This is a genomic window from Microbacterium sp. LWS13-1.2 (assembly GCF_040144835.1).
Taxonomy (GTDB): Bacteria; Actinomycetota; Actinomycetes; order Actinomycetales; family Microbacteriaceae; genus Microbacterium.
The window spans coordinates 3,407,226-3,420,629 of sequence record NZ_CP151632.1 but is presented as its reverse complement, the minus strand read 5'-3'; the positions used below and the strand labels follow the sequence as shown (position 1 = coordinate 3,420,629).

Below are 13,404 nucleotides of genomic sequence, written 5' to 3'. Positions count from 1 at the left end.
CACCCGTGACCACGATCCACGACCCGAACCTGCGGGGCTTCGCCTCGGACAACTACTCCGGCATCCACCCCGAGGTGCTGGCCGCGATCGCCGCCGCCAACGACGGCCACCAGGTCTCGTACGGCGACGACGTCTACACCGCGCGTCTGCAGGAGGTCATGGCCCGCCACTTCGGCGAGGGCGTCGAGGCGTACCCGGTGTTCAACGGCACCGGTGCGAACGTCGTCGGGCTGCAGTCGATGCTCCCCCGCTGGGGAGCCGTCGTCACGGCGGGCACCGCGCACATCAACGTCGACGAGGGCGGCGCCCCCGAACGCGTGGCCGGCATCAAGCTGCTGACCGTGCCCACCGACGACGGCAAGCTCACGCCCGAGCTCATCGACCGCGAAGCCTGGGGCTGGGGCGACGAGCACCGCGCGCAGCCGCTCACCGTGTCGATCACGCAGTCCACCGAGCTCGGCACGCTGTACACCATCGACGAGATCACCGCCATTGCCGACCACGCGCACAGCCTGGGCATGCGCGTGCACATGGACGGCTCGCGCATCTCCAACGCCGCCGCGTCGCTGGGCGTCCCGTTCCGGGCGTTCACCCGTGACGCGGGCGTCGACGTGCTGAGCTTCGGAGGCACCAAGAACGGCGCCATGCTCGGAGAGGCGATCGTGGTGCTGAACCCGGAGGCATCCGAGGGGCTGAAGTTCCTGCGCAAGCTCGACATGCAGCTCGCGTCGAAGATGCGCTTCGTGTCGGCGCAGCTGCTCGCCCTGCTCGAGGGCGACCTGTGGCTGCGCAATGCATCGCACTCCAACGCGATGGCGCAGCGCCTGCGCGCGGGCATCGAGGCCGGTGTCGCCGACGGCTCGATCCGCGGCATCGCGTTCACGCAGCCGACGCAGGCGAACGGCGTCTTCGCCACCCTCCCCGACGGCGTCGCGGACCGCCTCCGCACGTCCTTCAAGTTCTACGACTGGGATGCCGCGAAGAACGAGGTGCGCTGGATGTGCAGCTTCGACACCTCCGAGAACGACATCGACGCCTTCCTCGCCGCGATCGCCCGCGAGACCTCCGCTATCGGTCGTTGAGCGAGCGAGGAACGAGCGAGACGAAACGCCCGGGGGTCAGTGGGCGCTCCGCTCGTCGTGGTCGCTCTGCTCGTCGGGGGCGTTCTCGCTCACCTCGCCGTCGGCCTCCTCTGTCGCGACTTCCAGGTCGGCCTCCGCCTCCGCACCCTCGACGTGGCTCGGCTCGGCCGCGGACGGATCGGCCCCGGCGGGCTCAGCGTCGTCGCGCTCGGCCTCGGCGGGCTCGAACTCGACCGGCTCGGCATCCGCCGGCTCCAGGTCGACGTCCGCGATCGCGGCGGCACCCTCGCCCGCGACGGCCGCCGTGACCGACGTCTCCGGGCGGATGAGCTCCTTCACCTCGGCCATGAAGCTCATCAACTGGTGCTGCTGCCAGCGCAGCTGACGCGTGCGGTCCTCGGCGTCGCGCAGCACGGCCTGCGAGTGCGTCGTCACCAGGTCGATGATGCGCTCGGCCTTCACGTGCGCCCGCTCCAGGTGCTCTCGCGCCCGCACCTGTGCGTCGGCCTCGATCTGCTGCGACTGCGCGCGCATCAGCCGCTCGAAGTCCTCGGCCTTCACCGACACGCGCTGCGCGTGATCGAGCGACGCGGTGACCTGGTCGTTGGCGTCCTGCGTGATGCGCTCGGCGTGGGCGACCGCCTGGTTGTGCAGCACGAGGAACTCCTGGTGCGCGTCATCCTGCCGGCGGGTGAGGGATGCCTCGAACTCGAGTGCCCGCAGGCGCAGCTCGCGCACCGCCTCCTCGGCGTCGGACCGATCGCGTGCCGTCTCGCGCGCGACGGCGGAGCGCAGCACGGCCGCCCCCTTCTCCGCCTCGGAGCGGATGGCCGCAGCCTCGCGCTCGGCCTGCGACACCTTCTCGGCGGCGTGCGCCGCCTCGCGCTCGATGCGCGCTTCATGGGCGGTCAGTTCGGTGTCGATCTTGAGCCGCACCTGCTGGGCCTCGTGCTGGGCCTGCGAGAGGATGGCCTCCGCCTCGGCCAGCGCCGACGAACGGCGGTTCGCGATCTCTTCGCGGGCCGCCTCGAGCAGACGATCGCCCTGGACGCTCGCGTTGCGGATGAGGAGGCTGGCCTGGTCCTCGGCGACGCGCAGCACCTCTTCGAACTGCTGGCGGTTCGGTGACTCCGTCGTGGCGCCGACCAGCTCGTCGCTCAGGGTCTGCACCCGCTGCTCGGCGTCGGCGAGCTTCGCGTTCGCGAGTTCGATCTCGCCTCGCAGCCGCTGGACGATGTCGCCTTCCTCGTCGCGGGCGGCGGAAGCCTCGGCCGCGACGCGCTCGAGCTCGGCCCGACGGCCCTCCTCGGCCTCGGTGAGCGCCGCCTCGAGCCGCTCGATCTCGTCCTGCTTGGCCTCGAGCGCGGCATCCAGCTCCGCACGGCGGCCGGCGATGGCGGCGTCGATCTCGGCCTGGCGCTTCTCGGCGGCCGCCTGGAGCTCCGCCTCGAGGCGCTCCGCCTTGGCGCGGCTCTGCGCGACCGCAGCACCGGCACGACGCTGGTGCTGCTTCAGCTGCGCGACCTCGTCGTGGGCCGCGCGCACGCGCGCGTCGAGCCCGGCGATCGCGGCGTCGACCTCTTCCTTGTCGTACCCGCGGAACGTCGTCGTGAAGCCCGACCCGAACGAGGTCGTCGCCGGGTCGCCGCCGATGAGGTTGTCGAAGGGGGTCGGGTCGTCCTGGCCCGGATTACCGGCGCTCACGGCGTGGTCGGACATCGGTGTGTCTCCGCTTCTGGCTTGCTGTGTCGGCGAGTGCGCTCGGCGGAGGCGTGCGTCCTGGCCCACGGCGCCGGCGAACGTATCGCCTCGCCCGCGAGCAGCGGTGGCCGCATCGTCCTCGACGACACCGGGGGGTTGTGTCGCAGGTGACTGCGTATCAGGGTAGGTGAACCCTACATCCCCCGGCTGTGTCGGCGAAACGTCAGATGCCGGCGAGCCACTCCCGGTACGCCTCGAAGGACGACGGGCGGCCGAGGAACGCCTCGACGAGGTCGTTCGCGTCGCGCGATCCGCCCCGTTCGAGCACCTCGGAGCGGTAGCGACGCGCGGCCTCGGCATCCATGAGTCCGCCGGTGAAGCCGCTCAGCAGGTCGCGCGCGATCACGAGGCTCCACTGGTACGTGTAGTAGCACGCGCCGTAGCCGGTGAGGTGGCCGAACCCCGCGTAGGAGTGGAGCCCCGGCAGCGGCTGGACCGGGCTGGCGGCCGCGTAGAGCCGCTCGGTCTCGGCCTGCAGATCGGCCGGCCGATCCACGTGCAGGTGGTACGACACGTTCGCGTGCCCGAGCTGCCGGCGCACCTCGAGCGCGCGTCCGAACGCGTCGGCGGTGCGCATCCGAGCCACGAGGTCGGCGGGAATGGGCTCGCCCTGCGCGTCGCCGCTGAACGAGGCGAGCACTCCGGCATCCCATGCCCACTCCTCGAGCAGCTGGCTCGGCGCCTCGACGAAGTCCCATTCGGTCGCCACTCCGCTGAACCGTGCGAATCGCTGGCGGCCGCCGAGGATGTCGTGCACCAGGTGACCGAACTCGTGGAAGAAGGTCACCACCTCGTCGTGCTCGAGAAGGCCGCGCGAGAAGTTGCACAGCAGCGCGGCCTCGGGGAGCACCCGGCCCGCCACGCCGGGTGCCAGCGGGAAGCAGGCTGCGTGGCTGAACTTGCCCTCCCGCGGGTGCAGGTCGAGGTGGATGCGTCCGAGCCGCTCGTCGCCGCGCATCACGTCGAACGACTGCACGTCCTCGTGCCAGGCATCAGCGTCGACCGGCACGTACTGGACGTCGAGCAGGCGGCCGGTGACATCGAGCACGCCCGCCACGACCCGCTCGAACGGGAAGTACGAGCGGACCAGCTGGGCGTCGACGTCGTACTGCTCGCGCTTGATCGCGCCCAGCAGGTACCAGAAGTCGGCGATGGTCACGACCTCCGCATCGGGGACGTCGCGCCGCAGTCGCTCGAGCAGCTGCGGGTACTCCGCCTGCGCCGCCGAGCGCGACGCATCGTCGAGCCGGGAGAGGAACGCGGGGATCGCCGCGCCCGACCCGATCATGCGGGTCTCGGTCTCGTAGTCCGCCCAGTCGGGATACCCGAGCAGCCGGGCACGCTCGGCGCGGACGTCGAGCAGTTCGGCCAGGATCGCGTCGTTCTCGGGCCACGCGAGGTCGTTGTAGGCGCTCACCAGGGCGATCCGCGTCGCGCGCTCGCGCGCGTAGTCGCGGACCGGCATGAGGTCGGGGTAGTCGGTCGACAGCGTCACCCGCCCGTGCTCGTCGGCGGGGTGGGAGTCGAGGAAGTCCTGCGGCATGCCCGCCAGTCCGTCCGCGGGAACGGTGATCTCGCGACGCCCGTCGCGGATGTTCCGCGAGAACGCCAGCGACAGCTCGGTGTCGCGGTCCGCCAGCTGCCGGGCGCGCTCGCGGTCGGCATCGTCGAGCTCGACGCCGCCGCGCCGGAAGTCGCGCAGCAGGTGGGCGAGCAGCCGCGCCTGATCGTCGTCGAGCGCGGTCGCCGACGCATCCGCGAAGGCGTTCCAGAGATCACGGTCGAGAAGCCGCGCCGCCGAGAGCGACTCCACCGTCTGCACCTGAGCCTCGGCGCGCTCGCGCACGGCCTGATCGGGGTGCGCCTCGCTCAGGACGTAGGCCTCGCTGAGGGCCTCGCTGAGGGCGATGTCTGCGTCGTTCCACAGCTCCAGACGCTCGACGGTCGTGAGCGACGACTCGGACTTCAGCCGCCCATCGATCTCGCGGACCCGGGCGATCCGGGCGCCGGGGCGCTCATCGGCGAAGGCCGCCCACCCGGCGGCGGCGGATGGAAACGGCAGGGGCTCGAGGGTCACCCTGCGAGCCTAAGGGCGACGCCGTCGGTTCGCGAAGAGATCCGGCGGCGGGCGCCGATCGGTCAGCGCAGCGCGCCCACGCTCGCGAGAGCCATGCGCACCAGAGTCCCCCGGCCGCCTTCCATCTCGGCCGAGAGGGCGTCGGATGCCGCTTCCTCCGGAGTCAGCCAGGTGACCTCGAGGGCGTCCTGGCGGGGCTCGCACGTGCCGGTCACCGGCACGACGAACGCGAGCGACACCGCATGCTGGCGGTCGTCGTGGTAGGCGGTCATGCCGGGGAGGGGGAAGTACTCGGCCACGGTGAACGGCGTCGGCTGCGGCGGGAGCATCGGGAACGCCATCGGGCCGAGGTCGTTCTCGAGGTGGCGGAAGAGGGCGTCGCGGACCGTCTCGCCGTAGCGGACGCGGCCCGAGACGATGGTGCGCGAGATCTCACCCACCGGTGTCGCCCGCAGCAGGATGCCGACCTGGGTGACCTGCCCCATCCCGTCGGTGCGCACGGGCACCCCCTCGACGTAGAGCATCGGCAGCCGGCGGCGCGCCTCCTCCAGCTCGATGTCGCTCAGCCAGGCCGGATTCGAGATGTTTCCCGCCGGCGGGCCGAACGGCTCGTCGCCCGCAGGTTCGGGGTCAGGGGTGCGCACGGACATGCCTCCTGTATACCCGCTCCGTCCCGATCCTGCCGCGCGTCCACCGCGCCGATGCGGATGCGTCATTATTCTGAGGGCATCGTTTCGGGAGGACGCCATGGCCGAGGACCCGCCGCAGACGCGTATCAGCCGCATCCAGGACATCGTGGGCGTCTTCGTGCTGTCGATCACCGCGGTGCTCACGGCGTGGTGCGGCTTCGAGTCGTCGAAGTGGGGCGGCGAGATGTCGATCGCGTTCAGCGAGGCGTCGGGCGCCCGCATCCAGGCCGCGAGTGCCGAGAACGAGGCGCGGGCGGCTCAGCAGTTCGACCTGTCGGTCTACGCGCAGTGGGTGCTGGCGGAGGGCGAGGGCGACACCGAGCTGGCGCAGTACATCCAGGAACGCTTCCAGCCGTGGTTCACGGTCGCCTTCGACGCGTGGCAGGCCGACGGGATGGTCGAGAACGCTCCCTTCGCCCGCGACGAATACGTGCCGCCGGGCGAGGTGGAGGCGGTGGAGCTCAACGAGCGGGCGGACGCCAAGTTCGCCGAAGCTCTCGAGAGCAACCAGCGCGGCGACAACTACTCACTGCTGACGGTGCTGTTCGCCCTCGTGCTGTTCCTGACCGCGATGTCGCAACGCGATGTGCGGACCTGGATCGGTCGGGTGCTCCTCGGGCTCGCATTGGTCGTGATGACCGTAGGGATCGGCATCCTGCTCACCTTCCCGATCAAGATCTGACCGGCCCGACCGGAGGCTGCCGGTTGCGGCGCTCGGATCCGCCCTTCGCCGTGTCGGCCGCGGATGGGAGGATGAGGGCATGCCGGAAGCGCTCGTCCTCGACGCCGACGCCGTGCTGTGGTCGACCGACCGGTCGGCCGTCGCCGGCCGGCACCTGCTGCTGCTCCTCCACGGCTACGGCGCCGACGAGCACGACCTCTATCCGCTGCGTCAGTACTTGCCCGAGGCATTCGCGGTCGCCAGCCTCGCCGCGCCCCTCGCACCCCCGTGGCCGGCCCCGGGACGCTCCTGGTATCCGATCGAAGGGCTGGAGGGGCGCGACGCCTCGCACGTGACCCGCGCCGCCGAGGCGGTCATCACGTGGATCGACGCGCATGCCGCGGGTGCGGCATCCATCGGCCTCCTCGGCTTCTCGCAGGGCGGCGCGGTGTCACTGCAGGCGATGCGCCTCGAGCCGCAGCGCTTCGCGTACGCCGTCAACCTGTCCGGCTACGTCACACCCGGCGAGCTGGCGGGGGACGCCGCGCTCGCCGAGCTGCGGCTGCCGGTGTTCTGGGGCCGGGGGACGAACGACGACGTCATCCCGGAGTTCGTCGTCGCGCACACCACGCAGTGGCTGCCCGAGCACGCCGAACTCAGCGGCCGCGTGTACCCGGGCCTCACGCACAGCGTCTCGGAGCAGGAGCTCGCCGATGTGGCGGCATTCCTGGACAAGCGGCTGACGGCTCTCGATGCGGTCGGCTGATCGCGTTTCCTGGCCATGGTCAGCATCGTCCGCTATGGTGTCTCACGGCCTTTGTCCCCTCGGTGAGGAACTCCCTTGAAGCTGATCGACGCGTCCGCGCTGTAATCGCGCTGCTCCGTCGACCCTCGACGTCTCGCAGCGCCTGACGATTCCGCGCTGCTCGTCGATCCATCGCTTCTCCTCCCGCGATGCCTCAGCCTTCCCAGGCCGGCACGTTCCGGACGGATCCCGCGGTCCCTCGGTGTCAGCGCTCGACTGACATAGGAGGCCTCATGCCCGCACACACTCTCACACCCGTCATCGTCCTCGACCGGGTCTCATTCGCCTGGGCCGACGGCACCGTCGCCCTCGCCGACGTCTCCGGATCGTTCGGCACCGGCCGCACCGGCCTCGTCGGCCGCAACGGCTCCGGAAAGTCCACGCTGCTGCGCCTGATCGCCGGGGACCTCACGCCCTCCGCCGGGCACATCGCCCGGACAGCGGATGCCGCATACCTGCCGCAGCGGCTGACGCTCGACGTCGACCGCCCCGTCGCCGACCTGCTCGGCGTCGGCGACACCCTCCGCGCGCTGCGCGCCATCGAGTCCGGCGATCCCGATCCGCGTCACTTCGACGCGGTGGGCTCCGACTGGGACATCGAGGCGCGCGCGCACGCCGCGCTCGCCGAGGCAGGACTCGCACCAGACATGCTCGACCGCAGCGTCGGGCAGCTGTCCGGCGGCGAGGCGGTGCTCACCGCGATCGCCGGCATCCGTCTGCGCAGCCCCGAGATCGCGCTGCTCGACGAGCCGACCAACAACCTCGACCGCGACGCCCGCACGCGGCTGTACGACATGGTGCGCTCGTGGCGGGGCGCCCTTGTGGTGGTCAGCCACGACACGGCGCTGCTCGAGCTGATGGACGACACCGCCGAGCTGTATGCGAACGAGCTGTCGGTGTTCGGCGGTCCGTACTCGCAGTGGCGGGCATGGTTGGATGCCGAGCAGGGCGCCGCCCGTGACGCCGAGCGAGCGGCCCGCCAGGCCGTCAAACGCGAGAAGCGCCAGCGCATCGAGGCCGAGACCACCCTCTCGCGCCGCGCCGCGATGGGGCAGAAGGCGTACGAGGAGAAGCGCGTGCCGAAGATCGTCGCGAACGGACGCCGGATGGCGGCCCAGGTCTCGGCGGGCAAGCTGCGCGGCGAGAAGGCCGAGCGCGAGGCGTCGGCGCGCGAGGCCCTCGATGTCGCGGAGCGCCGCGTGCGCGACGACGACATCGTGAAGATCGACCTGCCCGACCCCGGAGTGCCAGCGGGCCGTCGCATCGCGACGCTCGGCGACGGCGAGCGGTCGTGGGTGATCCAGGGGCCCGAACGGGTCGCGCTGATCGGCCCGAACGGAGCGGGCAAGACGACGCTGCTGGAGCGGCTGGTCGCCGAAAGCGTTCCGAACTCAGGAAGAGGTGCGGATGCCGGCGGCCACGACCCCGGGTTTCCGGGGCTCGACGCGGCAACCGCCTCACCGTTCCTGAGTTCGGTACGCGCCGAGCTGCACACCGACCGCGTCGGGTACCTCCCGCAGCGCGTCGACGGGCTCGACGACACGGCATCCGTGCTCGACAACGTCGTTCCGTCTGCGCCCGGCGTCACGATCGTCGAGCTGCGCAACCGGCTGGCGCGGTTCCTCATCCGAGGAGCGGCCGTCGAACGCCCGGTGGGCACGCTGTCGGGTGGCGAGCGCTTCCGCGTGGCTCTCGCCCGGCTCATGCTCGCCGATCCGCCGCCGCAGCTGCTCGTCTTCGACGAGCCGACGAACAACCTCGACCTCGACACGGTCGACCAACTCGTCGACGCGATCGCCGCCTACCGCGGCGCGGTGCTCGTGGTGAGCCACGACGACGCGTTCCTCGAGCGCATCGGCGTCAGCCTCGTGCTCGAGCTCGACCGCGACGGCACGTTGACGGAGCGCTGAGGACGCACCGCGGCCGGGCTTCGTGCCCGGCCGCGGGCTGCTCCCCCGACTGTCCGGGGGCCAGCACCCGTGCGCCGGCGCCCCGACTCGCGGATGATGAACTCATGAACGCACTCGTGAGACCTCAGCAGGGCCGATGGATCGCCGGCGTCTGCGCCGCCGTCGCCAACCGCTTCGGGTGGAACGTGACCCTGATCCGGATCCTCACCGTCCTCGCCGTCGTCTTCTTCGGCCTGTCGCTGTGGATCTACATCCTGCTCTGGATCCTGGTCCCCTCCGAGCGCTGACGCCGGGGTTCCGCTCGCCCGCCCCTGGCGCGCAGGGGTTCGCCGCGCCATGATGAACGCATGCATCGCCTGGTTCGTCCCAGACGGGGACGCATTCTCGCCGGGGTCTGCCAGGGCATCGCGGACCGCTTCGGCTGCAGCGTGGTGCCGGTGCGCGTGCTCACCGTCGCCTCGACCGTCTTCTTCGGCGTATCGATCCTGATGTACCTGTTGCTGTGGATCCTCATGCCGGACGAGAGCTGACGTCGGTCAGGGAGTGACGAAAGCCTCCGCGAAGACCGCAGCCAGGTCCTCCGCGTGCCAACCGCTGTCGGGCGCGATCTCGACGGTCATGGCGTTGATTCCGTCGGTGGCCTCGTAGACCTGCCCTCCCAGGTACCCGCCTTGAGTAGAGAAGTACGCCCCGATTCCGGGAACGCCGAGATCGACCGCCTCACCAAGATCGGCCCAGGGGACGTCCCAGGCCGCGCCCGACTCGAAGACTGCGAGCGCGATCTGCCGACCGTCGGTCTCGAATGCGCACCACGTACGCCGCGAGGCGATATCGGCGACCGCGGTCGCCGCGCTCGGCGGGTCGTGGTAACCCGCGGCCTGCGCGGCCACCGGTTGACCGAGGTGAGTCGTCAGCTCAGCGGCGAGAGTCTCACACTCCTGAGCCGGCCACCACTGCGTCCGGTCGAGCTGCCAGTCGATGCCTGCGCCGGCCGCGTTGGCGGCGATGCCCGCAGCGATCTCGGCACCGATCCGATCGGTTTCGGCGCGGCCGCGATCAGGCAGGTCGGATGCGTATCCGCTGATCCAGAGGTCGGCGGATTCCGCCTCCCACGAGCAGCCCCAGTCGCAAGCCCCGAAGTAGTAGTCGGCCTCGGCAGCAGGCAGGGCCGCGCCATCGAGTCCCACCTTCGGGAGGATCGTGACCTCTCCCGAGACGTTTCCGCCGCGCCATTCGCAGACGAGCCCGCCGATGTTGTTGATCGCGCGGGTCCAGTTCACGTCCCGACGCGTCACCTCGATTCCCTCTATGCCTGTCGCGGCCGCGAGCACAGCGGCAGGCACTGCAACCTCACAGTCCCCGCCGAAAACGCCTGGCGGAGACGTCCCCGCGTTCACCAGAGTCGGGGCGGGCGTCGGCGTCGGAGAAGATGTCGCGGCAGGGGTCGCAGCGGGCGTCCGGCCCGCAGCATCCTGCTCCGCCGGCGCGCACGCGGTGAGCGTGCCGAGAACGGCAAGGGCGGCGAGGGCGAGGGGAAGGGATCGTCGCACGGCGTCTCCATCGAGGGGGGTCCCGCGACTCTATCCGTGGCGAGCTTGACGACAGGGACAGATTCCACAACGATTCGGACACACGACCGTCGTGGTCTTGTTCGCGCGGTCAGCCGACCTGCTGCAGGGAGCCGTAGCGCTCCATCCGGTGCCAGCGCAGGCGCGTGCCGGCCAGTGCGGTGAAGACGGACTGGATCACGACGAGGTACATCAGCTGCCGGTAGACGAACTGCTGCAGCGGCAGCGACCACAGTGGCCGTGGCGACTCGCGATCCAGGGCGAAGGCGAACCACGCCATCAGCAGCTGCACCAGCAGGAACGCCGCCCACAGGGCGATGATGCGGGCGGGGTCGAGGAAGATGAGCCCGTACAGCGCGAACACGTCGACGACCGGCGCCAGCAGGGGCATCAGCACCTGCAGCACGAGCAGGTAGCCGAGCCCGCGGCGGCCGAGCTTGCCGGCGGCGCCTCGCTGGCGGACTGCGTGGCGGTGCTTGTACATCGCCTGGAGCGTGCCGTAGCACCAGCGGTAGCGCTGCTTCCACAGCGCGTCGAGCGACTGGGGCGCCTCGGTCCAGGCGCGCGCCGTCTCTTCGTAGACGACCCGCCAGCCGTCGCGGCACAGCGCCATCGTGAGGTCGGTGTCTTCGGCGAGGGTGTCGGAGCTCACGCCGCCCACGCCCTCCAGCGCCGCGCGCCGGAACCCGCCGATGGCGCCGGGCACCGTGGGCATGCACTCGGCGACGTCGAACAGGCGGCGGTCCAGGTTGAACCCCACGACGTACTCGATGTGCTGCCAGCGCCCGAGGAGTCCCCCGCGGTTCGCGACCTTCGTGTTGCCGGACACCGCACCGACCTTCGGGTCGGCGAACGGCTGCACCAGCAGCCGCACGGTGTCGGGTTCGAAGACGGTGTCGCCGTCGACCATCACGATGAGCTCGTGCTGCGCGGCTCGGATGCCGGTGTTCAGCGCCGCCGGCTTGCCCTGGTTCTGCTGCCTGATCACCCGCACGCGCGGCAGGCCGAGGCGCTCGACGATATCGGCGGTGCCGTCGGTGGACCCGTCGTCCACGACGATGATCTCGACGGGATGATCGGATGCCGCGATCGACCGCACCGCAGCCGCGATGCCCGCGGACTCGTTGTAGGCGGGAACGATGACCGATACCGGCTCCGTGATCGGTATGAGCATCGGCCCGGGCGTGCGGACGCGACGGACATGGCGGATCGCGGCGCCCATCACGAGGACGGCGCGCAGCAGCACGACGATGCCGCTGAACAGGAGCGCCCAGGTGAGCGCGGTCACGACCAGGTCGCTCGTGCGGACGACGGCGATGGTCGCCCAGCCTGCGACGCGGTCCCACCAGGACGCCGAAGGGTTCGTCGCCTCGACGCCGATCGCCTCGCCGACCGACGTCACCCGATATCCCCGGTCGTCGAGCTGCGTGAGCAGCTGGTCGAGGGCGGCCACGCTCTGGCTGCGATCTCCGCCGCCGTCGTGCATCAGGATGACCGATCCGGCGGCGCCGGTCGGGGTGGACGCATCGACGATGGCGTCCGCACCGGGCGCGGTCCAGTCCTTGCTGTCGAGCGTGGAGAGCACCGAGAGGTAGCCATCGGCACCCGCTGCGTCGATCGCCGCCCAGGTGTCGTTCGTGACCGCGGTGTTCGTCGAGCTGTACGGCGGGCGGAACAGTGTCGCGCTCACACCGGTCGCCGCCGCGATCGCGCGCTGCGTCGCCACGAGCTCCAGATTCTGCTGCCACGCCGGCACGGCGCCGAGGTCGAGGTGCGTGAACGTGTGCACGCCGATCTCGTTGCCGCCGGCCACGACCTCGCGCGCCAGCCCGGGGTTGTCGGCGACCGCGGAGCCGACGGCGAAGAACGTCGCAGTCGCGTCGTGCTCGCGGAGGACGCGGAGGATCTCGGGCGTCCACCGCGGATCGGGTCCGTCGTCGAAGGTCAACGCGACCGTGCGCTGAGCGGGCGCCGCGGTGCGCACTCCACCGTCACGGGGATCGATGACGGGACCGCCGTCGGTGACCTCGGCGGGCACCTGGTCGGTGGCCGTGTCCTCGGCGGCAGTCCCCGAGCGCGGATCCGCGGCGGTGACGTATCCGTGCACCACGAGTGCGGCGGCCAGCACGACCAGCACGGCCACGAGGACGACCCAGTGGACGCGGGTCTTCGCGGCGCGCGCGGCACTGCGGTGCTCGCGCCGCGTGAGGGTGTCCGCCGTCACGGCTTCGCCGGCTCCGTCGGCTCGGTGGGCGCATTGGCGCGTCCGGGGGCGGTCGCGCTGCTGCCGCGGTCGTCCGCTGGCGGCGTGTTGCCGGGCGTCGTCGCCGTCTCGGACGGCGCGGGAGCGGGAGCGGGCGCAGGCGTGACCGGGTCGCCGGGCGCCGTCGGGGCGCCGGTGGCGGCATCCGTCGATCCCTCCGCCGTGTCGACGGTGGGACTCGGTGTCGGCTCGGGCACGGCGACCGGCGCGGGGCCACCCGCCTCCGAGGACGTCCCCGCGTCGGCGGCCGGCGCAGGGAGGGAAGGCAGCAGCGGCGAGACGACCGTGGGCACGCCCAGCATGGACACGACCGCGAGGCCTAGCGAGAGTCCCACGACGGCGACACCGGCGATCGCGGCGGTGCGGACGCGGCGCACACGGCGGCCGGTGCGGTCGACGAACACGGGGCTGGCACGGCGGGTGAGCGGAGCGGGGGCCTCCGACCCGCGCGAGGGCTTCGGATCCATCACGCTCCTCGGGCGGTGAGGCGTGCTCGGGAGGCGCACGCCCGCCGGGGAGTTTATGCGAATGATCTGCGTGGAAGCCGGGCGCGAGCGGGTATCCTCATCGACCTCTCACGCGGCGGGA

Annotated in this window: 12 protein-coding genes; 6 read left to right on the top strand and 6 right to left on the bottom strand. The window is 71.3% G+C overall.

What is annotated here, in order from left to right; translation table 11 throughout:
* The first annotated feature begins 5 nt into the window (after window positions 1–5).
* On the top strand, window positions 6–1,082 hold the full coding sequence (locus MRBLWS13_RS15845) for a low specificity L-threonine aldolase (protein WP_349426293.1): 1,077 nt from the start codon (window positions 6–8) through the stop codon (window positions 1,080–1,082).
* Window positions 1,083–1,118: 36 nt separating this feature from the next.
* Here the strand turns inward: MRBLWS13_RS15845 and MRBLWS13_RS15840 are convergent, their stop codons facing one another.
* From MRBLWS13_RS15840 to MRBLWS13_RS15830, 3 genes are all read right to left on the bottom strand, one after another.
* On the bottom strand, window positions 1,119–2,801 hold the full coding sequence (locus MRBLWS13_RS15840) for a hypothetical protein (RefSeq protein WP_349426292.1): 1,683 nt from the start codon (window positions 2,799–2,801) through the stop codon (window positions 1,119–1,121).
* A 205-nt stretch (window positions 2,802–3,006) separates the two neighbouring features.
* The gene (locus MRBLWS13_RS15835) at window positions 3,007–4,920 is read right to left on the bottom strand and encodes a M3 family metallopeptidase (protein WP_349426291.1); all 1,914 of its coding nucleotides are present in this window, start codon (window positions 4,918–4,920) and stop codon (window positions 3,007–3,009) included.
* A 62-nt stretch (window positions 4,921–4,982) separates the two neighbouring features.
* Entirely contained in the window at window positions 4,983–5,570 is a 588-nt protein-coding gene (locus MRBLWS13_RS15830; protein WP_349426290.1) for an NUDIX hydrolase family protein, read from the bottom strand.
* 97 nt (window positions 5,571–5,667) lie between these two features.
* On the opposite strand from MRBLWS13_RS15830, the gene MRBLWS13_RS15825 reads away from it, so the two are divergent.
* From MRBLWS13_RS15825 to MRBLWS13_RS15805, 5 genes are all read left to right on the top strand, one after another.
* Window positions 5,668–6,291 carry a hypothetical protein gene (locus MRBLWS13_RS15825; protein WP_349426289.1) on the top strand — a complete coding sequence of 208 codons (624 nt, stop codon included), beginning with the start codon at window positions 5,668–5,670 and terminating at the stop codon, window positions 6,289–6,291.
* Window positions 6,292–6,370: 79 nt separating this feature from the next.
* A complete protein-coding gene (locus MRBLWS13_RS15820) occupies window positions 6,371–7,036 on the top strand; it encodes an alpha/beta hydrolase-fold protein (RefSeq protein ID WP_349426287.1) in 666 nt (221 codons plus the stop codon).
* A 272-nt stretch (window positions 7,037–7,308) separates the two neighbouring features.
* A complete protein-coding gene (locus MRBLWS13_RS15815) occupies window positions 7,309–8,985 on the top strand; it encodes an ABC-F family ATP-binding cassette domain-containing protein (protein WP_349426285.1) in 1,677 nt (558 codons plus the stop codon).
* 104 nt (window positions 8,986–9,089) lie between these two features.
* Window positions 9,090–9,272 carry a PspC domain-containing protein gene (locus MRBLWS13_RS15810; RefSeq protein WP_349426284.1) on the top strand — a complete coding sequence of 61 codons (183 nt, stop codon included), beginning with the start codon at window positions 9,090–9,092 and terminating at the stop codon, window positions 9,270–9,272.
* Window positions 9,273–9,332: 60 nt separating this feature from the next.
* Window positions 9,333–9,515: a PspC domain-containing protein gene (locus MRBLWS13_RS15805; RefSeq protein ID WP_349426283.1), complete on the top strand. Its 183-nt coding sequence runs from the start codon at window positions 9,333–9,335 to the stop codon at window positions 9,513–9,515.
* Between the two features lie 6 nt (window positions 9,516–9,521).
* Here MRBLWS13_RS15805 and MRBLWS13_RS15800 read toward each other — a convergent pair whose 3' ends face one another.
* The 3 genes from MRBLWS13_RS15800 to MRBLWS13_RS15790 all read right to left on the bottom strand — a co-directional run bounded on the left by MRBLWS13_RS15800 (window position 9,522) and on the right by MRBLWS13_RS15790 (window position 13,283).
* Entirely contained in the window at window positions 9,522–10,280 is a 759-nt protein-coding gene (locus MRBLWS13_RS15800) for a hypothetical protein (RefSeq protein WP_349426282.1), read from the bottom strand.
* 364 nt (window positions 10,281–10,644) lie between these two features.
* On the bottom strand, window positions 10,645–12,777 hold the full coding sequence (locus MRBLWS13_RS15795; RefSeq protein WP_349426281.1) for a bifunctional polysaccharide deacetylase/glycosyltransferase family 2 protein: 2,133 nt from the start codon (window positions 12,775–12,777) through the stop codon (window positions 10,645–10,647).
* Entirely contained in the window at window positions 12,774–13,283 is a 510-nt protein-coding gene (locus MRBLWS13_RS15790) for a hypothetical protein (RefSeq protein WP_349426280.1), read from the bottom strand. The genes MRBLWS13_RS15795 and MRBLWS13_RS15790 overlap by 4 nt, the downstream gene beginning before the upstream one ends.
* Between the last annotated feature and the right edge of the window lie 121 nt (window positions 13,284–13,404).

Excerpts from the sequence above, each read along its gene's own strand:
- MRBLWS13_RS15840 (WP_349426292.1), bottom strand. The coding sequence starts at position 2,801 with ATGTCCGACCACGCCGTGAGCGCCGGTAATCCGGGCCAGGACGACCCG.
- MRBLWS13_RS15820 (WP_349426287.1), top strand. The coding sequence starts at position 6,371 with ATGCCGGAAGCGCTCGTCCTCGACGCCGACGCCGTGCTGTGGTCGACC.
- MRBLWS13_RS15810 (WP_349426284.1), top strand. The coding sequence starts at position 9,090 with ATGAACGCACTCGTGAGACCTCAGCAGGGCCGATGGATCGCCGGCGTC.
- MRBLWS13_RS15805 (WP_349426283.1), top strand. The coding sequence starts at position 9,333 with ATGCATCGCCTGGTTCGTCCCAGACGGGGACGCATTCTCGCCGGGGTC.
- MRBLWS13_RS15830 (WP_349426290.1), bottom strand. The coding sequence starts at position 5,570 with ATGTCCGTGCGCACCCCTGACCCCGAACCTGCGGGCGACGAGCCGTTC.
- MRBLWS13_RS15825 (WP_349426289.1), top strand. The coding sequence starts at position 5,668 with ATGGCCGAGGACCCGCCGCAGACGCGTATCAGCCGCATCCAGGACATC.
- MRBLWS13_RS15790 (WP_349426280.1), bottom strand. The coding sequence starts at position 13,283 with ATGGATCCGAAGCCCTCGCGCGGGTCGGAGGCCCCCGCTCCGCTCACC.
- MRBLWS13_RS15815 (WP_349426285.1), top strand. The coding sequence starts at position 7,309 with ATGCCCGCACACACTCTCACACCCGTCATCGTCCTCGACCGGGTCTCA.